Here is a 20,706-nt window from a genome sequence, read left to right as displayed (position 1 = left end):
AATTTAAGCCGTTTTCTGTACCTGCAAGCAGCCCAAAAAGCAGCTTGCAAATTTTTAATATGGTCTCTAATCTCTTTTATTACTTATGTGAGCTATTGGGAGAAAGGAGTTCGGCAACTTGTTTTGATGTTGAATAGGTAAAGGCTTAGTAAGAAGTTCGGGCATAAATTCTTCCTGAACCAGGAAAATCTAAAAAATAATGATGTTTCTCTTTCTTATTTCCCATGATTATACACTTTCTTTTTGGAAAATAGCAGGTATTGTTCTTAATATCAGCTTAATGTCGTTTATAAAACTTTGATTTTTTGCATAGGTATTATCCAGCATCAAGCGTTCTTCTTCACTCATTTTTCCTTTACCTCGTTTCTCCACTTGCCATAAGCCTGTTAATCCTGCTGGTGCAGCAAACCTGAGTACAGATTTATCAGTGGTAAGTTTTTCTGCTTCGTAGATGGGTAATGGCCGGTTGCCCACAATGCTCATATCGCCTATAATCACATTCCAGAGTTGTGGCAATTCATCAATGCTTGTATTTCTAATGAAATTACCAACTTTAGTGATCCTGGGGTCGTTAGTGATTTTAAAAAAAGCAGATCCATTTTTCATCGAATTGATATAAACATCGTCTTTTTCACACCACTTTGCTCCATCTGCATAAATAGGGTATTGGCATTTCCCCGTTTGCATACAAGCTTCGCAAAGCACCGCATCTACCTGACTAAGCTGCTCCTTTTTCTGATCGATATTATATTGATTAAGGTGCATGAGGTCTTTTACTTTCTGATCAGCGTTGATATACATTGATCTGAATTTATAAAATTTGAAGATCTTAAATCCTGTTCCTGTTCGTAAAGAGTAATAAAATACGGGTCCTTTAGATTCCAGCCGGATTGAAAGCGCCACCAAAATGAGTAATGGAAATAGGATGATTAGCGCCAGGCCTGCAAAGCATACATCGAATATACGTTTAGCCAAGCCGGTATGATAGATTGATCTGGTGTGAACCGGTAATTCTTTAATTAGTGAAGTCCAATTCCGGATAAAGAAAAGCACACGTTTTTCTAAACGGTTTTGTTGTAAAGGAAGCCTGAACACATCAGAAATGCCTGCTGTGAGTGCTAATTTTCTTAAATTGGAATTGAGCTGCCTTAAAATTAAAAAAAAAGGTACCGGGGGCATCTTCTTGTTTTTAAGGGTCTCTATTAAGGAAAGGCCACCATTGGATAATATTTCGCTATGGCAAATAATGGCTGCTATTGCCAGTTTTTTAGCTTCCCATTCTTGCACCAATATCATTCCGTTATCAAAATGAACCAGCTGTCTGCCCTCAAAGTCATAATGATCCAGAAAAGAATGCAAGAAATCTTGATCAAAGCCTACAAGTGCTATGATTTGAAGATCAGCTTTTATGCTACCAGGATTTTCCATTAGCTTGTACTTTTTCCGGCCCGTCTTAATACCATCTTTATTCTTGCCTCTAATTCTGCCGGGTTAAAAGGTTTAACAACAAAATCATCGGCACCTGCATCAAGACACTTAATCCGTTTATCGGAACTTTCTTCTCCAGATAAGATCATGATTGGAAGAGAACTAAAAAAATCACTTACTTTGAGTTGCTCTATTAATTCAAGTCCATTCATATTTGGCGTGTTCAGATCTGAAATAATCAGGTCTGGAATGTTGCCACCCTGTAGGAAAGCCAATGCACTTAAGCCATCGGGTCTTATATCTATGCGATAATTTACGTTAAGAATTTCGTCAAGTACGGCTTGCATGAACTCATCATCTTCTACAAGGAGAATGTGTATTTTGGGATTATTATTTTTACTCATTTGGAAAGACGTGTTATAGAGATTTTTTCTAGGTAAACACCAAAAAGTTTAGTAAAAAATAGTGATTAATGCTACGTTACACAAAACTGATCTTAATTACCTGGATCACCTAAATGAGTAATATATATAAATACATTTCAAATCCGGGAAATCCTATCAAATGTTTACTGGTTACGTACAATAATAAGAAAAAATTAATCGTCAATCTCTGCGTTATTCCCTTAAGGAGTAACATATTTTGAATGTTTTCATTATGATGACCTATCGGCAAACCTGCTTAGCAATTACAAAGCTTAAAGTGGTATGTGTAGGATATTTTTTATACAAAATATTTTTAATTGGTATTTTTATGGAGACATAAAACAATAAATTTTGAAGGTCATTAATTAACAGATGTTAATACTCAAATCTAGTACGAGGCTGGTTTAGCAGATCAAGATGAAAAAATGAGAAGTAAGGAATGAATAAAATGGTTATTAACCTGAATTTAAATCTCTGTTAGCCTTTAGAATTGCTTAATCGCGAATAATATCGTAATACTGAGGCGACATTATTTTATTATGGACATTTAATTCTGATTTTATGGGTATTTTTATACATTTAGGTATATTATAACCATCAAATTAATGGAAACCAATTTTTTGTCTTTCGGTATTGCCCAGTTAAACAGGCTTTTTCCTTGCTTTATATTGTTGGATACCAATATGAATATCACACAAATGGGTGAGGTATTGAAAAATATTTGTGGAGATTGCATTGGAGAAAATTTTTATGCTCATTTTGAGCATTTCGATCGAAAAGATAGTCTTGATCCACAAACTTTTGGAATAAGCACAGACATTAATCTAAAAGTTGTAGATGGATCGGTTATTGGAAAGTGGGAGGAGATTGGTTTCCAAAAATCATTTTTATTTGCCGGAGAAAAGGTTTTGCTAAAGAACAGCCAACTGCAAACACAAGAGCTGATCAGCGCAAAAATAGATACGGAAAATACTCCAGACATCAAGGAGCTGTTTTTGGTAAATATGAGCCATGAGATTAGAACGCCAATGAATGCAATTATTAGTATGGCCAATCAACTTTCCAGAACCACGCTTACTAATGAACAGGATTATTTCACTCAGACCATACAAACGGCCTCGAAAAATTTATTGGTAATTATTGACGATATTCTGGATATCTCCAAAATTGGTGCTGGAAAATTAGATCTGGAATACATTGGTTTCAATCTTACTATTATTCTTTCTGAGGTAATGCAGTTGATGATGCACAAAGCTGAAAAAAAGGGCTTAGAGATCGACTATATTCTTCCAAAGGACATTCATATTTCACCAGTATTGATGGGTGATCCTCATAGAATCAATCAAGTGATATTGAATTTATTAAGCAACGCCATTAAATTTACAGACAAAGGATCTGTATTATTAACCGCTGTTGTTTTACAAGATGACGAAGACAGCCAGGAAATTCAAATTTTAGTCAGGGATACAGGAATTGGAATGGATCCAGAATTTGTAAACCGTCTTTTTGAGAATTTCAGCCAGGAACATGAATCTATATCGCGTGAATATGGCGGGATCGGGTTGGGGATGAGCATTTCACAGAAATTAGTTAGTCAAATGGATGGGCATTTCAAGGTGGAAAGTGAAAAAGGAGTTGGTTCAGCGATTTCTTTTGTAATTAAACTTAAAAAAGGATCTAATACCGACCTCCCAAAAGCGGTAAAAACGACTTACAATGAGGAGTTATTTACAGGGAGAAAAATTCTTATTGTTGATGATAATGAAACGAACAGATTGGTGGCCAGTACAATTTTGCTGAGCTATGGTTCGCAGGTGCTAAATGCTGAGGATGGGGATATGGCGCTGGAAATGGTTAAGGAAGATGCGTACGATATTATCCTGATGGATATTCAAATGCCTATACTTGACGGATACGAAACGACCAGAATGTTAAGACAGAAGGGATACTCCGGCACGATCATCGCCCTTACTGCTTCTGTGGTTGCGGGAGAAAGGGAAAGGTGTATTGCTGCGGGTATGGATGACTACCTTACCAAGCCTATTGATGAGGAGCTTCTTATCGATGTGATTAATAGTTGGATGAATAAGAAACCTGTTCCAGAACCTGAATTGAATCAGCCTTTATATAGTTTAGAAGGCCTTAGATTGATTAGTAAGGGGCGAGAAGATTTCGTAACTAAAATGATCGAGTTGTTCTGTGGGCAGGTGCCCGATGCATTAACTAATCTTAATGCTTGTTTCCAGGAAAATGATCTTCTTCAGGTTTCGAAATTGGCACATAAATTAAAATCAACTATAGATCATCTGGAAATTAAATCGATTCAACGTACCATCAGGAGTATTGAGGCGGTAAGTGAGGAAGGAAGTAGAGCTGAGCTGATTCCTATGATTGATGAAGTTAATCGTGTGCTTAACCAGGTAATGAAGGAGCTTCAGTTAGAAATTGAAGAAAGAAACCAATAGATTAAATTAACTTCCTAACCTTCGATTATTATTTACTGCTCTTTACACCCCGGTCTGCGACCACCCTTTTTCGAAGGGCTATCTTGTTGATGCTATTAATTTATAAAGATTTTTTGCCCGCTCTTTGCCGCGGAGGCATGGTAATTTTTCACAGTTAATATTGTTTTTAGCGGTGTTCAAGAATGCTGCGCATTTTGGAGCGCCAAAGTATCCAAAGCGCTTTGTCAATCCAGCTATGGGCCTTTCGCATATCCCACACACATCAAAAAAACAGCGGGCACTTCGTTTTGTGTTCATATTCTTATAAGCTTCGAACCTGAAATTATGAACACAAAACTACTGCGTTTAAGGTTTGTTAGTGCTGTTATGTACTATTGTACAACTGTTTTTTTGATTTCCCTGGCCCTTTGGATTGACGGCGATCTTCGGTAAAGCTTATGCTTTATTAAAGTTAGTTAGCAAAATGCATAAAAAACCATTCCTGGAAAATGTTTTTACTTGATAGTCTTTCAGGGGGAATGGCGATTGCTATAACTAATTAGCAAGGCCAAACCACTGTTTCTTCGTTCTGCTTTTGGACCGGCATGGTCAATTTTTCGGGATGGCACTGACCGAGCCTACCTACTGACTTAGATAGAAAAATTGCGAGCCGGCAACTTTGCTTCTTTGGTTGCCCAAAGAAGAGAGGCCGTCCGGCTAGGACTAGATAAATCTCTTCTAATAAAGATAATAAGGTAAATCAATGCTTTATGGTGACCAACCCCGCCTTTCAGGCACTCCTTCAACGGATTACCATGTTGACACCATAGATTTGTAAAGATTCTTTTCCCGCTCTATGCCGCGGGGGCATGGTACTTTGGAGCGCCAAAGTACCCAAAGCGCTTTGTCAATCCAGCTAGGGGCCTTTCACAAAACCCCACACACATCAAAAAAACAGCGGGCACTTCGTTTTGTGTTCAAATTCTTTTTAGAAATTGAATCAGCATTCATGAACACAAAACCACTGCGTTTAAGGTTTGTTAGTGCCATTTATACTATTGTACAACTGTTTTTTTGATTTCCCTGGCCCTTGGGATTGACGGCGCTCTTCGGTGAGGCTTATGCTTTATTAAAGTTAGTCAGCAAGATGCAGAGAAAACCATGCCTAGAAGTAGCCTTTGTTGTGGGAAATACTTCGAAAGTTTTATGAGATACTATCGTCAAAACTTACGAAATTCTTCAGCGCACAGGCTTTTGAAATTTCGTAAGTTGATTGATAAAGTTTTTCGTAATCCTTAACTCCGAAGATTCCGGTAGTGTTTAGCTAAAAAATCAGAAACTCTTTTACCTAATAATAAGTTGGCCAATTTGCCTATCGGGCTATAAGTGGAATGCTGTAGCCAGGAGGCTGCGAAATGGTGGATGCTATACGTATTTTCAGTGATATTTATTTTTAGCGTTTTCCAACTTTTCGGACTGAAATAATCACTTGGATAAATGGTACAATAGTTTGGTAAGACTTGTAAAGTATTATCCGTTTTGAGGGATTTTTTTGCTTTCATGAATGCGGTTATGCTCTCCGTATTTGGATTAAGATCTAACTTTCCATTCGCCAGGTAAAAGCTTCTGTTTTGATAATAAGATAATAATTCATTAATCCATTCGCTCTCGCTGACGCTTCCCATAATAGCCGAAGAGAGTAAAAAATTATCTTCGAATCCTGTAAAAGCGACATTGGCAAGCATCGCATTATCTAATGGTTTCAGAAACTCTACGTCAGTATCCAGATAAATACCGCCTATCGTTTTAAGTGCATATAATCGGCAAACATCAGAAACGAATGCAAACTTACGTTCATGGTATGCTTCCCTGGAATATTGATATTGGTTAACATCGAAGTTTTCTTCATTCCAAACTTTAATTTCGTATTCTGGCAGATAACGATTCCAGGAGGCCAGGCACTTTAATACCAGATCAGGCATTTCTCCTCTTCCAAACCAGCAGTAGTGTATAATTTTTGGTATCATCTTATCGCTTTACTTTTTATCCTCTTATAACCTTCATATAACTCTGTACGTTCAAACTTCATGAATAAGGAAATTATTAAAAGTATCAAACCGATCATAAAACTATTGGTTAAAAAGGTAATCCAGGAATCTATGGTAAACAGATTGAGTCTCTTCCAGCCATAGGCAATTAATAAGAGTAGCATAAATCCGGCAAGACCTTTAATCATTTTGACGAAAAAGTACCATCGTTTTTCTTCCAGGCAATACGCTGCATATAATGGCGTAAATGTCAGGTGGCTAAATACACCACTAATTAAGGCTGCCACTGGTATGGCATATACACCCAGGTTACTATACAAGCAAAGTATAATCACTAAAACGTAATTCAAAATAGAGATAAAAATTCCCCATACGGAGGCCATTTTTAATTTATTGGTGATTACAAAAACGTGATATACGGTTTCAACCGTTCCATGAACGATAAAGGGCACCAATGTAATAATAGAAAGTAGGTGCAGTCCTTTGGCATCTTGAGTTGGCAACCACAGATGGAAAAAATCTTCACCATAAACAAAGAAGACGGCTAAGGGGACTAAAACCACCAGGAATATTGCTTTAAATGATTGATCTAAAGTATGTTTTAATTTCTCCATATCGTTTCGGGCATAAGCCTTAAACATTTCTGGTAAAAATATGGGCACAATGATCCCGAGAAGGATATAGATTGCATTAGGGATGAATTTGGTAAGGGACAAAAAACCCATACCAGAGGCTCCAAAAAAATGATTGGCGATCAATAAATCTAATTGGGTGTTAATTACATTCGAGAGGGCCATGATGGAATTCCAGATTCCGGCACCAACAACTACGGATAGTGTGCTTTTAGAAAAAAAAGCCCAATCGATAGCGATTTCGGGCAATAGTTTTTTGGTAAGCCTGTAGTTTGCAATGAGGGTGTAAAGTGACAGGACGGCTGTAACTAAACCGAGAAAGTAAATTTTAGGGGTGAAGAAATAAAACAGCAGTATGATAGTGCCCAGTTTTATGATGTTAGAAGCAATATTGATGTAGGCTAACTTGTCAAATCTATTCAGGGCAAATGCCGTTACGGAAAAAACTGCCGAGGAGACATTAATGATTAGGCTGATAAACATGAAGATGAAGAGTAATCTTACATCTGCAAACAGGTGGCTGGGGATATCGAGAATGTTACTGATGAAATAGCAGAATAATGCGCTCACCAGAATGAAAAAGAAAGAAATCAGCAGGTTTCCGAATAGTATCGAATTGAAATAGGTATTTACTTCTTTAATTTCTTTTTTTTCTAAACTAATGGTAATGTACCGACTCGACATTGAGTTTAAGGCAGTGGTTATAATGCCTGCGTACATGATGAAGTTATTGGTTAATGGAAAAAAGCCATAAGCTTCTTTACCCAAATGCTCTACAATGTATGGGGTTAAAAAGAAGGAAATCCCTATGCCAGAAAGGGCACTAAAAAGATTGGAAACCAGGTTAATTACAAAACGTCTTCTATCCATATAAACAGCCTGACTAAAGTAAGGTTTTTATTTAATTTATATAACCGCTTAAAAGGTTTGTAATAATTTTCTATTTTAGTCCTCACGCATCAGATTTTAAAATAAATCACATTGGAACCACTCGTATCGATTATTGTACCCTGTCATAATTCTGCTAAGTTTATTACGGAGACCTTGAATTCAGTAGTTGCTCAGGATTATAAGTCATGGGAATTAATCATCATCGATGATCAATCAAAAGATGATACCTGTGCCATTGTAGAAGTGTTTGCCAGCAAGTACAGCAACATACAATTTATTCCTTTGCCGGGAAATAAAGGGGTTTCAAATGCCAGAAACCTTGGGATGACCAAGGCCAAAGGTAAGTATATCGCATTTTTAGATAGTGATGATATTTGGCTGGAAAATAAACTGAGCCGCCAGGTAGCCTACATGGAAGATAAAATGCTCCCCATGACTTTCTGCGCCTATAATAGAATTAATGAAGATGGAGCCATCATTTCGGGAGTAACTCCGGCTCCTTTTACTTATAGCTACCATCAATTGTTATCGCATAATATCATTATATTTTCAACCTCAATGGTGTTGAAAAGTGCTATCGGAGATATACAATTTTCGCCGGCAGGCCATGAAGACTGGATTTTTTTTCTCCAGTTATTTAAGAAATGTAAGCTGGGATACGGAATTAATGAGCCGCTGGCTTTGTATAGAATCAGAAAGGACTCGCTGTCATCCAATAAACTGAAGGCTGTTGTTAAAACCTGGAAGATTTTAAGGGAAAGTGAGAAGATTGGCTTGGTGATGTCGATGTATTATTTCAGCAGGTATGCGGTTTTAACCGTTTTGAAAAGGTTAAGGTAGATTGAGTTACTTCTGTAAGTTGAATCCTAAAATCTTGCTGTTCTTATGATGGGTATAATTCCATAACAGGCCCTTTATTACCCATTTTGCCAGATGAGATTGATGATTAAATACATATTTCAACACAGCTTTCGGACAAGCAATGAGCGTATAATAGATAGAAAAGAGAATGGTATTGATTAAACCTGTATTCTTCCTGATGAAGAGCATTCTGTTGCGGGTGTGGAAATAGATTTTCAAAGGGCTGTCTATACCAACACTTATTGATTCTTTGTGGTATACCTGGGTTTTGCCCGTAAACCAAACTTGCTTACCAATTCTTTTAAATCTTTCGCACCAATCCAGTTCTTCGTAATACAAGAAATAGCCTTCATCCATTAATCCTGCTTTAAGCAGATCTTCTTTACGGCACATCATTGCAGCACCATGGCAATACCCGGTTTGATAACTTTTATTATCGTATTGGCCTTCATTTTGGTCCAGTTCTCCAATGGTGGAATTTCTACCAGTGAGGTGATTTACAGGTGTAAAGCCTGCATACTGAATCACATCCTTTCGGTCAAAATACAATAGTAATGGCGACAAGAGTCCGATATTTTCATTATGTTCGAATTCAGCGCAAAGGGTTTCGATACAACCGGCAGGCAATTCGGTATCGTTATTTAATAAAAAAATATAATCGCCACTGGCTTGCTTAATCCCTAAATTATTGCCGCCAGCGAAGCCCAGATTTTCTCTGGATTGGATATATTTAATATTTTCGAAGTGAGGTTGAAAAATATGTTCCTGATTTTGCTCAGCCCCGTTATCTACAATGATCACTTCAACATCTTTTCCGTTATAAGATTTACCAATCGACTGGAGTAGTGCAATCGTTACGGCTTCCTGATGAAAATTGACAGTGATAATGGATGTAGTAAGCATTCTTTCTATGAAATATTTATGTGATTCTGATTGGTAAAAATTAATCGAAATGCTATGGGATAGGTTCTAAGGTTTCAACACTAAATTTATCTCCGCTGACCACTTTCCACTTCATTTATGGCTTGGTAAATGTCTTCGGCATTTTTTTCCCAGGTATGGGTACGTGCAAAGTTAATTCGTTCAGTGGCCAACGCTGCACTATGCTCAATCAATGCTTTTTCTGCCAATATCACATAGTCTTCTTTTGTTTCTGCCAGGTATACATGTTGCTCGAAAATACTCATGGCTTCTGTTTTTGTAGCTATAGTGGGTTTCCCCATCGCCAGATATTCGTCAATTTTTCGAGGGTAATTGCCTATGGTTAGCGGATTTATCGCCTGTGGATTTAAACAAACATCAAAACCCTTAATATACGCAGCCAGTGTTTCAGTACTCTTGCTTCCTAAAAAGTGTACGTTGCTTAACTGATGAAGTTCACTTCTTTTGAAATCATCATCTTCTGGTCCAACCAGTACAATACTCCAGTCTGGCCGTGCTTTTGCCAGGTGTAAAAGAATCTCTTCATCAAGTCGTATCAATAAGATGGCACCCACATAGCCCAGTATCGGACCTTTAATTGCTGAAAGATCATCAGGTATAGGGATCTGCTTATCATTTTTAAAAAGCTTGAAGTCACAACCCTGCCCAACATAAAAAGAATTCGGATTATATTTTCTGCAATAATTAGCCAGGAAAACAGAATTTGCTACGCAGAGATCACTTTTTTTAATTAACTGTGGCTCCATGTATTTGCCATGATATTGCCAATAGGGGGTAGCAATAATATAGTCTCTGGAATAATAAACACTTATAGCTGGATTTAAAAGTTCTTTTAAATGGAAACTCCTGAAGATATCATTGTCATTGAACAAGATAAAATTATCAAAGTTCAGTGTTTTTGAAGCAACATTAATATCTCTGGCAAATTTCTGATTGTTTAGTTTATTTAACCAGCGAAATACGGGCATGACTTTGATCCAGTTAATGGATTCAATTATAATTTTAGGGTAATAAACCCAGAGATTCGTCGATACCTGTTCCAAACCTTCTTCTTTACCGGCAATAATGCGCAATCGTTTCTTTACCGTTTCTGCATTTTTTTGTTGCAGACTCGTCCTTCTGTCTAAAGGTGCGTTGACGTACAAAACCCGGTTGTTTTTGCTAAACTCCAGGGCGAGATCCTTGCAATTACTGCCAATAGCGGTATCCCAGGGTTGTTGGCCAACGATAATAATGTCTCTGTTCTTTAAAATCGACATTTCCTACTTTTTTATGGTATGTTTTGAAGTGTTAATTCCCCTGATGAAACCGAGGATTCCAAACAGGATGCCTATGATGGCGAGCAATTCTATTGGCATGGTTAGTTGTTGTCTTTTACCGTTTTATTATGGTGTGGAGTAGCCATAAAAGATTTTTTGGCTTTGCCAATGCTGAATAATGCGATTACCATTCCGATCATCGCCCTTGGGATTTGTAATATGGCCAAATAAAGCCGCTTATCTACGTAGAATCTTCTGGGTACAGCAATGAGCAAGGTGAAGCAAAGACTTAGGAATAATGTTATCCAGAATTCATTGCTGGGTCCGATAGGGTTAAAAAATGATTGGGCGGCCATGATAAACAGGAATGCCAGCAGCAATATTCTTGGCACTAAAAAAGTTTGGAATGTTTTATTGAAAAATTCTATGTTTCCCTTAAATAACTTCACCAACCCTTCCAACGCATATTCTTTTAGAAATTCGATTTGAGATGCAATCCACCTCGTCCGCTGATTGGTAAACACCTGGGCATTCTCTACCTTTTCGTCATAAACAAATACATCATTTAAATAAGCCACTTTGATTTTATCATTGGCCATAATAAAATCTATTTTTTTATCTTCTCCAACAGTTTCTCCGACATCATCTAATACTTTATGAAAATATGAAAAATCGAAAGCCATTCCTGAACCAATAAGTGTGGCAGATAAGCCCACAACCGCATGGCCTTTGCGATAAATCTGGTTATTCACTTCTTCATTACAAGCATCTAAAAAGGCAAAACTGGTGTCTACATCTTTAGCCGTGCGGTGTACCTGAATAACCTTGTTTCCTTGTTGAAACGAGTTATTGATGTAATGTAAACAGTCTGACCCTAATACATTATCAACATCTAATACCATTGCAATATCGAAACCTTTATCCTTAAGCTTTTCCATTGCAAAGCGAAGCGCCTTACCTTTGGTACTTTTTTCAAAAAAAACCTCGATGACATTTGCACCCATTTCTTTTAGCATGGCGTTGGTTTGCGGCAGTAAGCCATCGGAGATTACAACAACCTCAAACAATCCATTATATTGATGCCTTAGTGAAGATTTTACGCTTTCGATAATGACACTGTTTTCCCGATAGGTTGGAAACAATAAGGCAAACTTTTTATACTCGCTGGCATGTTTTTGCGATTTAGGTAAAGCAAACAGACCAGCAATGGCGAAAAAAGCCAGATATAAACAGTTTATAAGTAGGTAAATGCCTAAAATCCAGAATAATATGTTTAGAATATTAATTATGATCAGTTCCATCAGATCCAGTTTGTTTTAGCTTCTTATCTAACCATGGTGCAATATACACAAAGGACCATGACATAAACATAATTACCGATGAAGGCATTCCATTCATCACTTCGTTGCCATAACTACAAATAAAACAGGCAACCGTTCCGGCGGTGAGGGCAATCATCTTCGCCTTTAATCTGGGGTCGTGAATCTTCCACACAATACCACTACATTTACCAATAATATAGGAAGTGATGGCAAACCAGATGATGAGGCCAACGATTCCGTACATGGCCCAAACTTTTACCCAATAACTATCGGGTTGTATATTGGCTATGGCTTTATCAGCATTATAGGTGGTTCCATTCATTCCGCTCATTCCTAACCCTGCACCAAAAGGCAAGTCTTTTAATATAGATTTTAATTTTACTTGATTATCAAGCCGCACTTTAAAAGAAGCATCTGCCGGATTTAATGCGCTGCGTAAACGGCTGATCTGAAATATATTTTCGCCAATGGTTGTATACTTTAACACCACAAAGCCACTTAAACTAAACAAAATGCCTACAATTAATACCTTAAAATTCTTACTTAAAAATAAGGCAGTTGCTATGCCGGCTGCTAATGCAAATAGTGCACCCCGGGTTCCTGAAATGGCCATTCCATAAATAAACAGAAGGGTGGCTAAAGCGAAGATTATTTTTTTACCAAAACTGAAAGGGCCAGTGAGCAAGGCCATTGAGATAACAGCCATAATGGCTTGTGAAGCGCCGAATTGACCCGCATCAGAATAAATGGAAAATACCCTGAGTTTACCTTTGATCATATGGGTGACTTCGTTTCCCATACCCATCCATTGTTGCTCTCCACTGGTGAGCCCAAAATAAAGTTGTTTTACGCCATATAAACAGGCCACAGCTGAAAAAAACAAAATGAATGTAATAAACCGGTTTAAGTCTGCCGGTTTGTTAAACATTAAAAATACCAGTGGCGCTATGAGTAACCAGCTTAAAGCAACAAACCTCAGTTCGTTAAACCAGCCGACCAAGCTACCACCATTGGGGTTTAAAATTTGGAGAAAACTGATGGCAAACCAAATCACTGATAATAGAACATGGTCATTTTTTAAGTTTTGCCAGTTGAATTTGTTCATATTGATCAGGATGCTGCACCAGGTGAGCAGCAGGATTGCTTCCAAAGCAAGTCCCACCGGAATCTGCAGGAAGGTTTTAACCAGAAATCCTAAACAAAAGCAATAGGCAAAATAGGCCCAGAAAGCGAGCCGGGGATCTTTGAAAGCAGACACTAAAAATGTACCCAACCCTGCTACAGCTACCGCACAAAATGGCCCTAGAAAACCAAATTTGCTGATGGAGCCAGCAACAACAATAGAGAGGCACATGGCAATAATAAAAAAGATGATCTTTTTTTTATTGTCAATTAGCCAGGTGTTTAGTATATCAAGCATTGGCCTGCTTATTAAGCTTTAACACCGCTAATGATCCATCCAGCAAACTTCTTATCTTCATTCAATTGCGCAAGTTTTTCCTGTTCCAGGTTGTCAATTGAATCGCCGGCCATAAATAAAGCAACGTATTGATCTGTAAAATAGATCCATTCTTTGATGGCAGATAAACTGTTAACCGGATCTAAATACACAAGAATTAAATCAAACTCTGTGCTAAACGCATTAAATATTTGATCAATACCTTCCTGATGTCCCTTTTCCAGTAGCGACTTACCACCCAAATCATTGCTTAAAAAAGTAATGGATTGGTCTGCTACAATTGTTGATCCTGCTAAAACATTGCCAATAGACTGATTAGTAGAAATTTTTAACTTTTCCAGCTCCAGGGCTATTTCAGCATTACCAATTAGTAGAATTTTTTTGCCTAACGAAGCAAATGAGTAGGTTAGGCCAATTAGGGTAAAAATTGGAGATCTGGATGACTTTAAACTGGTGATTCCTAAAACTTTTTGATGCGCTGTGGTGAGCGAATGATCGATTTCAAAGCGTAGCGTTCGCATTTGATCCTTAAATAAGGAAATTCCTTGCTCTGGATGTTCCTCTTCCCAGATTTTGGCAATATCTCTGTTTTTAGGTTTGATGAAATTTAACTCACCAATCACTTTGCCTTTAGTAGCCAACTTTAGTTCTTTCGCATTATTAATAGAATGATCTAAATAGTAAATCATCAATAAGAGGAAGAAACAAATCGCGAAGCTGGCCACCATACTCAACGCCATGTACAATGCTTTTTTCGACGATTCCGGTATGGTAGGCACCCCTTCCTGTACCAGTTGTAATCGCAAACCGATATTTTTATCCAGGCTGGTTTGGTTGTATCGACTTAATATCTCAAGATATTCTTTGGTCGCTACATCGGCATTGCGTTCATAGTTCTGAACCCCTGCATCAAAAGGAACCATTCCGGTAAATTTTGCATTTAATTTATCTAATTCGCGGTCGATGTCTTTTATGCCTGCTGTTGTTTTTTCTAAGTCTATCCCCAAAGATATGCGTCGTTGAACCAGCGTTTGCTTCGCTACAAGCGGGTCGCTTACGTAGCGGTCATTTGATTTTAGCAATTTTGAGCTCAGCAAAAGTTGTAAGGAATCTACTTTCTTTTTATCAGTAGCTTTATAGCCTCCATCCAGATAAATGTTCTCTGCAACCTCGATTTTGTTTTTTAAATTAATGATATCCTGATTATCTGAGATGACTTCGGCCCCAAGATATTTATCACTGTAGCGACCATCTAACTTTTCGTTTACACTTTTTAATGCAGCTAATGCAGCTTGCCTGTCAATTAAAGCCTGGCTTTTTTTATTTTCATTATCTGTAATTTGCTGATAGATAATTTGCGATTGCTTATCAAGATTCAATACCCCGTTCTTAATTTTGTAATCTTTTAACTGTCGTATCCGATCATTCATCACCGCCTCTTTTTTCTGCAGGAGCGAATCTAACACCAGGATGGATGTATTTTTATTGCTGATCTGATCTAAACTGTAGTTATTAATAAAATCGTTGGCGAGGGTATTCACCACAAAAACTGAAAGTAAGGTATTCTGAGAAAGAAATTGTACTGAAATAAAATCACTGTTTTGCTCATGGGATATACTCAGCTTTTTGTTCAGGCTTTCTTCATCATAGGCCATAGATTTAACCAGGTCATAAAGCATTAACCTGCCATTATTATCCAAAGGCGTTAATACCTCTCTTTTAATCAAACGGCTTTCGAATAAATTAATGGCCTCTTGTTTTTGGGCAGCACTTAGGTTTTTAAGATCGGCACTTAATGGTTTGAAAGGTGCTTGCGGATTTTTGAGGTCGTGTAAAATCAATCTATAAGACAGAAGACTCATGTTCTTCGGCATTCTCATGACATCAATAATAGTAGTGAACTGTTGGTTCAGTTTGATGATGATATCGGGTCCAGAATAACCTTGCAACTCGGATGCCACCTGCCGGGATGGATCTAGCAAACCGGTAGAAATCTTTGCTTCAGATTTATATTCTTTCGGGAGATTTTTGACGAAGAAAAACGTGATAATTAGCGTTAGGGCAGGGACTGAAATAATCAGCCACCTGTATTTTCGCATGAGATTTAAAAATTCTTGAATGTTCATACTTGCTTATTTCACGTTTTCTAATGACACACCAATCAATGCTTCTAAGGATTCTTTGGCTTTTAATAAATTAAGCTCTGCCAATAACCGCTCCGAATTGGCATATGATGTGATCGTCTTCGCTTTGGTATAATCATCCAGACTTGTTTCACCTTTCTCAAATCTATATCTAAGCCCATCACTGGCCGCTTTATTATCTGTATAGGTTTGTGCCTTAACTTTTAGGTCTGCAGCTTCACGCAAATATTCATAATAGGTTTTCTTTACTTCAGAGGTTAACAATATATCGTACTCCTGGGCCTGGTAAAGCTTCTCGTTATGTTCTTCTTTTGCTTGTCTGACAAATGCGGGTGTTCTGAAGATAATCCCTATGTTGAAAAAAATACCTAGCTGCAAGCCATTTAATGTATAATTATTAGTGGTGTTGATTTTAGATGCATTGGTTGGACTATAATTATAAGAAGCGGTAAATGCATCTAAATAAGTAGCCCTCGCCACTCCAATTTTAGCTTTTGCACTCAGCTCACTGGCTTTATACATTTTTCTTTTGGGATAATTTTGTTTGGCCAATTCAACGTACTTTTCCAAAAGCATATAGTTAATATTTCCAATAAAGCTCTCCTGTGCACAGGTACTTAATGAAATCAATAGAATAGTGAAGAATAGGGAAATTCTGATCATTTGTTGGTATTCTACCTTTTTGTTTGGGGATGTAAAAATTTTGATAAAAATCGAATCTCAAATCTAATCAATTAGAATATTCTTTTCTAAAACTAAATATATTTATTCCGCTTAGTTGTAAGATTTTAATTGTCCTGAATTTGGTGAGTAAGCGACTGTTTAAAACCGTACGTTTTAACAGCTCACCATCAGAAAATAGTGGATGATTTTAGGTTTGTTAAGGCGTTAGGAATAACAGATAATCGGCTAAATAATCTTTACAAATTTTAGCTAATGGGATAGGTAAAAGGGATTATGGAAGATGGAAAAGGGATTATGGAAAATGGGATGGGTAAAATGGATTATGGAAAATGGGAGATAAAACCTTCTGGTGTATATCAAGGTTCAGAAATGTTTGGTGATTTGCTTGCGCGAATAAAAATAATTGTTTACCTATAGTAACTTGAGTTTGCCATTTAATGAAATGTTTTAACATAAAAATATTTCATTAAATCTTATGCGAATGCAGATTATTAATTGAATTCAGTTTGGCAACTATTCGGTTTTTCCAATCACCACTAAATCTTCGTCTTTATTGATGGGTGGGGTGTTGATGATCATCAAGATTAATCCTTCTTCCGGGGCATAAATGCTTTGAATGGTCTCACCAAAATAATCAGTTATATGTCCCAACTTCATGCCTTTTTTAACGAAATCTCCAGCTTTTTTTGTGGGATAAAATATTCCATCAAATTTAGCAGACAGGTATATTCTATTGGTAATCATCGTATGTGAATGGGTAACTGCTTTTTTTGTATCAGGCAGGAAATGAAGGTGATGGAGCAGGTTTGAAACGCTTTGCTCTACTTTATTTATTTTATCTTCTTCTATAATACCGAGCCTACCGCACTCAATATCTATAGATGGAATACCTCTTTTAAATGCCTCAGCTGTACAATACAAGCTCTTCTCACTTTTTTTAATATAATCTTTCTTATCAGTGTCAAAGTTTACGATATAATCGAAGCCAAGAGCAATGGCCATTTCCTTCCCGGTTGAAGAACTTTCCGGCATTTTACTGTTGCTATAATATGCTGCATAAGAAATGAGATCTTCGGGTGCGTCTCCCGAGTGCATATCTAAAAAATAGTTCGATTTAGCGATGATTTGTTCGGAGATGAAATTTGCAACTTTTTCTGTATTGGTGCCATTACTATTACCAGGAAAAGACCGGTTCAGATTTTTTTTATCCACCGGACTAACATAAGGCGATCTGCCCAGAAAACTTTCCAGGCCCGCGATCTGAACCAAAATGACTACACCTTGTAATTTCTGCGGATCAATAACTTTAATTAATCTTTGCGCAGCTAAAATCGGTGTATACTCATATCCATGTACGCCAGCGGTAATGCCTAAGGTTTTCCCGTTTTTGCTTCCGTTAAATATCGTAATGGGAATTAAGGTAGAGTCTTGATTTGTTGCAATTGGGATCATAAAATGCTGTTTAGTTCCAGATTTGATCTCCTTGCCCAGAAAATAATAGGGTGATTGTGCTATAGTCACTTTTGAAAATGATAACAGCAAGAATATTGAACAAAGTATTTTAATCATTTTTGACGTTGATTCTTTTTGTAGAAAGGCAAAAGTATGAATACCTTAAATATTCTGCAACAATGTTGCGAAATAATGGATTTGTGTATTGCTCTGATGCTATCCGGAAACTATTTAGTTTATCAAAAAAGTAGCTGAAAAATGCATACTAAAAGCCTATCCCAATTCCGCCACTAAACATGCCGTAACCGCCAGAAAAACCATAAGAACCATAAATTCTCAGCACTGGAAGTTTCACCTGAAAGCCAACGTCTCCACGGAATGTTCTTAAGTATGTCCGTTCTAATGCAAATGGATTTGAATAGGTGATGTAGGCAATTTTTTCATCTCTTATGCTGTTCGCGATTGGGTAATTTCCTCTTAAGCCCAGTTGTGCTTTGGAAATGCTATATCCCAGTGAAACAAATGGTGTAAAGAAAGAAAGCTCTTTGGATAGCGTGGCTTGAATGAGGTAATTATCAAATTTAGCGTAAACCTCCTGGGTTGTAAAATCTGTAACCTGATCCTCATTTTCAGGGATCATCCCATCTAATGGAAGCAGTTTTAAATTCCTACCATATTTCACAGTATTAAATCCGGCAAGTAAAGAAAAATCAAAGGGTATTTTTTCTCTATCCTTCGGGAAAAAGTCTTGAGCCAGGTTATGTTTGATGCCGAAACCCAGCAAAGATACTGAACCAAAACGTTCTCCCAGCCTAATCTTCGGTGCTGCCCTAACCATCACTTCCGTATTGGCAAATAGCCCCACATTGAGCTGAAGTTGAGGCGTTGGCACCACCCTTTTTATCACCGCACCCGGTAGTTCAAAACTGATGAGTTTATTATTATTTGCATCGAAAAGATCCATCCACGGCCCATTGTTCTGGGTATCTCCGGTAAATGTGGGGGATAATACCCTGGAAGGATCTGAAGGGCGAAGGTTAGGGGAAAGGCCTATGCCGGATACATCAAAGGTTTGTTTCGAGGTGGGTACTACTGATCCTGTGCCAATAACCCGTACATCAAAATGTAATGGTTTCAGTGCCTGGGCGGTATTGGTCCAGCCACTGTTCATACCTAAGCCAAAGCCATAAAGAAGGGGGTTGGCATAGGCTTCTACCAGTTTTTCTGCATCAGCCGGACCTGACCTGATTAAATTTTCAAAATTTAATTGTGCATGTACAATTTGTGGTGCTTGCAGAAGGAGAAAAGAAAAAATGGTGATGACAGTTTTCATGAATTTAAGGAGCGGCATGTTCTACAGATATTAAAACCCAAACCTTGGTAAACTAAAAAAGTTTGGTGGTTTATTGATAGATAAACTTCAGTAACTGGCAAGGATAAAAGCTTTTTTAAGTATGTTGATGCAGAATCGGGCGTCAGTTTAATAAAGATCCAACCTATTTTTTGATAAATAAGTTGGATCGAATTGTACTCATAAGTTAAACTTAAAATGCTTGTAAACTATTTTGAAGCGAGGATAGCAATCTTTAATGCTTCCAAAGCATCTTCGATGGTTATCTGTAACTCATGGTCTTTGTTTTCTATTTTTTGAATCATATCAGATAGAATTGACTGCACGCACTTACCATATACTTCACCTTTGGTTTGATGAATTTCAAAACTGCCAGACACTAATTCATCAACCTGGTAAACGATCCCGCCACAATATATTAATTGGCTATCATCCGGATTGGAAGGGTCAGCATCACCCCAGCCTTCCGGACGGGAAACATCTTTAGATTCATTAATCCTTTCAGTATCGGTAACTTCCCAGCCTGGAATGCTTTTTAACTGTTCTTTGGTTTGCTTATTTACCAGCGCCTTTACCGTTCCCTTTATTGGCATCCAACCTTCAATTACCACTCTACCCAAATCATAAGCTAAATTAATAGTCGTTTGCTCAAATAAACCCGGACCTGAAAACGCATGGTAATAACTGGCGATCAAACCTTCATCATACATAACCATAGCGGCAACCCGGTCGCGTTGAGATTCATTCCGATGATGGGAGCAGCCATATACCTTGCTGTATTGCTGTCCGCTAAGCGCATTAACGATATCGAAAAAATGTACACCGTGTTCTATGAAAATGCCGCCAGACATTTCTTCATCCCAAAACCAATGATGTGGTGGCAGGGAAGCATCCTGAGCATAATTGTTTACCACTACATGCCTAAGTTGACCCAATGCACCACTTTTGCCTAATTCCATTAAATTCTGGATGATGGGATTATAGCGAATCATATGATCAACAGTAATCACTAAACCAGTTTCCTGCTGCACCTGTAAAATTTGCTGGGCACTTTCTTCGGTAATCGCCACTGGCTTTTCGAGCAATACATGTTTTCCTGCTTTCATCGCTGCACAAGCCATTTCGGCGTGCATGCCTGGTGGTGTAACTATACATACTAGTTCTACTTCCGGATTTTTGAGTAGCTCTTTCCAGTCACGATACGACGTACAATGCTCATCACCCTTGAAATGATTACCAGAATCAGAAATAGCATTGACTTCTACGTTCTCCATTTGAGCAAACCAATGATGAAGAAATTTTCCAAATCCTCCATAGCCAATAATTCCTACTTTATATTTTTTCATGTTAATTAATGTATGGTA

Annotated in this window: 16 protein-coding genes; 3 read left to right on the top strand and 13 right to left on the bottom strand. The window is 37.6% G+C overall.

What is annotated here, in order from left to right; translation table 11 throughout:
• Window positions 1–228: 228 nt before the first annotated feature.
• Entirely contained in the window at window positions 229–1,428 is a 1,200-nt protein-coding gene (locus ACN1CD_RS20510) for a sugar transferase (protein WP_419132279.1), read from the bottom strand.
• Window positions 1,428–1,832, bottom strand: a complete 405-nt coding sequence (locus ACN1CD_RS20505) for a response regulator transcription factor (protein WP_419132278.1) — start codon at window positions 1,830–1,832, stop codon at window positions 1,428–1,430. Before ACN1CD_RS20505 ends, ACN1CD_RS20510 begins: the two co-directional genes overlap by 1 nt.
• A 626-nt stretch (window positions 1,833–2,458) precedes the next feature.
• Here ACN1CD_RS20505 and ACN1CD_RS20500 point away from each other — a divergent pair.
• Entirely contained in the window at window positions 2,459–4,318 is a 1,860-nt protein-coding gene (locus ACN1CD_RS20500; protein WP_419132277.1) for a response regulator, read from the top strand.
• A gap of 1,274 nt (window positions 4,319–5,592) precedes the next feature.
• Here the strand turns inward: ACN1CD_RS20500 and ACN1CD_RS20495 are convergent.
• Together ACN1CD_RS20495 and ACN1CD_RS20490 are read right to left on the bottom strand one after the other, a co-directional pair.
• On the bottom strand, window positions 5,593–6,324 hold the full coding sequence (locus tag ACN1CD_RS20495) for a glycosyltransferase family 32 protein (RefSeq protein ID WP_419132276.1): 732 nt from the start codon (window positions 6,322–6,324) through the stop codon (window positions 5,593–5,595).
• Complete coding sequence (locus ACN1CD_RS20490) at window positions 6,321–7,847, bottom strand: lipopolysaccharide biosynthesis protein (protein WP_419132275.1); 1,527 nt, start codon at window positions 7,845–7,847, stop codon at window positions 6,321–6,323. Before ACN1CD_RS20490 ends, ACN1CD_RS20495 begins: the two co-directional genes overlap by 4 nt.
• Before the next feature lie 111 nt (window positions 7,848–7,958).
• On the opposite strand from ACN1CD_RS20490, the gene ACN1CD_RS20485 reads away from it, so the two are divergent.
• Window positions 7,959–8,708: a glycosyltransferase family 2 protein gene (locus ACN1CD_RS20485; protein WP_419132274.1), complete on the top strand. Its 750-nt coding sequence runs from the start codon at window positions 7,959–7,961 to the stop codon at window positions 8,706–8,708.
• Window positions 8,709–8,714: 6 nt separating this feature from the next.
• Here the strand turns inward: ACN1CD_RS20485 and ACN1CD_RS20480 are convergent, their stop codons facing one another.
• The 6 genes from ACN1CD_RS20480 to ACN1CD_RS20455 form a co-directional block, all read right to left on the bottom strand.
• Window positions 8,715–9,632 (bottom strand): glycosyltransferase family 2 protein, encoded by a 918-nt coding sequence (locus ACN1CD_RS20480; protein WP_419132273.1) that lies wholly within the window; start codon window positions 9,630–9,632, stop codon window positions 8,715–8,717.
• Between the two features lie 86 nt (window positions 9,633–9,718).
• Window positions 9,719–10,930, bottom strand: coding sequence for a glycosyltransferase (locus tag ACN1CD_RS20475; protein WP_419132272.1), 1,212 nt, complete (start codon window positions 10,928–10,930; stop codon window positions 9,719–9,721).
• Window positions 10,931–11,031: 101 nt separating this feature from the next.
• A complete protein-coding gene (locus tag ACN1CD_RS20470) occupies window positions 11,032–12,231 on the bottom strand; it encodes a glycosyltransferase (protein ID WP_419132271.1) in 1,200 nt (399 codons plus the stop codon).
• A complete protein-coding gene (locus ACN1CD_RS20465) occupies window positions 12,212–13,672 on the bottom strand; it encodes an O-antigen ligase family protein (protein ID WP_419132270.1) in 1,461 nt (486 codons plus the stop codon). Before ACN1CD_RS20465 ends, ACN1CD_RS20470 begins: the two co-directional genes overlap by 20 nt.
• A gap of 11 nt (window positions 13,673–13,683) precedes the next feature.
• Window positions 13,684–15,837, bottom strand: a complete 2,154-nt coding sequence (locus ACN1CD_RS20460) for a GumC family protein (protein WP_419132269.1) — start codon at window positions 15,835–15,837, stop codon at window positions 13,684–13,686.
• A gap of 6 nt (window positions 15,838–15,843) precedes the next feature.
• Entirely contained in the window at window positions 15,844–16,518 is a 675-nt protein-coding gene (locus tag ACN1CD_RS20455) for a TolC family protein (RefSeq protein ID WP_419132268.1), read from the bottom strand.
• A 294-nt stretch (window positions 16,519–16,812) separates the two neighbouring features.
• Here ACN1CD_RS20455 and ACN1CD_RS20450 point away from each other — a divergent pair, with 294 nt between their 5' ends.
• The gene (locus tag ACN1CD_RS20450; RefSeq protein WP_419132267.1) at window positions 16,813–16,956 is read left to right on the top strand and encodes a hypothetical protein; all 144 of its coding nucleotides are present in this window, start codon (window positions 16,813–16,815) and stop codon (window positions 16,954–16,956) included.
• A 96-nt stretch (window positions 16,957–17,052) separates the two neighbouring features.
• Here the strand turns inward: ACN1CD_RS20450 and ACN1CD_RS20445 are convergent, their stop codons facing one another.
• The 3 genes from ACN1CD_RS20445 to ACN1CD_RS20435 all read right to left on the bottom strand — a co-directional run bounded on the left by ACN1CD_RS20445 (window position 17,053) and on the right by ACN1CD_RS20435 (window position 20,688).
• The gene (locus ACN1CD_RS20445) at window positions 17,053–17,991 is read right to left on the bottom strand and encodes a M14 family metallopeptidase (RefSeq protein ID WP_419132266.1); all 939 of its coding nucleotides are present in this window, start codon (window positions 17,989–17,991) and stop codon (window positions 17,053–17,055) included.
• Window positions 17,992–18,256: 265 nt separating this feature from the next.
• Window positions 18,257–19,324, bottom strand: coding sequence for a DUF6588 family protein (locus tag ACN1CD_RS20440; RefSeq protein WP_419132265.1), 1,068 nt, complete (start codon window positions 19,322–19,324; stop codon window positions 18,257–18,259).
• A 227-nt stretch (window positions 19,325–19,551) separates the two neighbouring features.
• A complete protein-coding gene (locus ACN1CD_RS20435) occupies window positions 19,552–20,688 on the bottom strand; it encodes a Gfo/Idh/MocA family protein (RefSeq protein WP_419132264.1) in 1,137 nt (378 codons plus the stop codon).
• Window positions 20,689–20,706: the final 18 nt, after the last annotated feature.

Origin of the sequence: Pedobacter sp. N23S346, from assembly GCF_048515415.1 — a bacterium.
Taxonomy (GTDB): Bacteria; Bacteroidota; Bacteroidia; order Sphingobacteriales; family Sphingobacteriaceae; genus Pedobacter.
The sequence above is the reverse complement of the archived record's forward strand: the minus strand, read 5'-3'. Positions and strand labels throughout refer to the sequence as shown.

Excerpts from the sequence above, each read along its gene's own strand:
- ACN1CD_RS20435 (WP_419132264.1), bottom strand. The coding sequence starts at position 20,688 with ATGAAAAAATATAAAGTAGGAATTATTGGCTATGGAGGATTTGGAAAA.
- ACN1CD_RS20455 (WP_419132268.1), bottom strand. The coding sequence starts at position 16,518 with ATGATCAGAATTTCCCTATTCTTCACTATTCTATTGATTTCATTAAGT.
- ACN1CD_RS20450 (WP_419132267.1), top strand. The coding sequence starts at position 16,813 with ATGGAAGATGGAAAAGGGATTATGGAAAATGGGATGGGTAAAATGGAT.
- ACN1CD_RS20495 (WP_419132276.1), bottom strand. The coding sequence starts at position 6,324 with ATGATACCAAAAATTATACACTACTGCTGGTTTGGAAGAGGAGAAATG.
- ACN1CD_RS20475 (WP_419132272.1), bottom strand. The coding sequence starts at position 10,930 with ATGTCGATTTTAAAGAACAGAGACATTATTATCGTTGGCCAACAACCC.
- ACN1CD_RS20510 (WP_419132279.1), bottom strand. The coding sequence starts at position 1,428 with ATGGAAAATCCTGGTAGCATAAAAGCTGATCTTCAAATCATAGCACTT.
- ACN1CD_RS20480 (WP_419132273.1), bottom strand. The coding sequence starts at position 9,632 with ATGCTTACTACATCCATTATCACTGTCAATTTTCATCAGGAAGCCGTA.
- ACN1CD_RS20465 (WP_419132270.1), bottom strand. The coding sequence starts at position 13,672 with ATGCTTGATATACTAAACACCTGGCTAATTGACAATAAAAAAAAGATC.
- ACN1CD_RS20490 (WP_419132275.1), bottom strand. The coding sequence starts at position 7,847 with ATGGATAGAAGACGTTTTGTAATTAACCTGGTTTCCAATCTTTTTAGT.
- ACN1CD_RS20445 (WP_419132266.1), bottom strand. The coding sequence starts at position 17,991 with ATGATCCCAATTGCAACAAATCAAGACTCTACCTTAATTCCCATTACG.
- ACN1CD_RS20505 (WP_419132278.1), bottom strand. The coding sequence starts at position 1,832 with ATGAGTAAAAATAATAATCCCAAAATACACATTCTCCTTGTAGAAGAT.
- ACN1CD_RS20460 (WP_419132269.1), bottom strand. The coding sequence starts at position 15,837 with ATGAACATTCAAGAATTTTTAAATCTCATGCGAAAATACAGGTGGCTG.
- ACN1CD_RS20470 (WP_419132271.1), bottom strand. The coding sequence starts at position 12,231 with ATGGAACTGATCATAATTAATATTCTAAACATATTATTCTGGATTTTA.
- ACN1CD_RS20500 (WP_419132277.1), top strand. The coding sequence starts at position 2,459 with ATGGAAACCAATTTTTTGTCTTTCGGTATTGCCCAGTTAAACAGGCTT.
- ACN1CD_RS20440 (WP_419132265.1), bottom strand. The coding sequence starts at position 19,324 with ATGAAAACTGTCATCACCATTTTTTCTTTTCTCCTTCTGCAAGCACCA.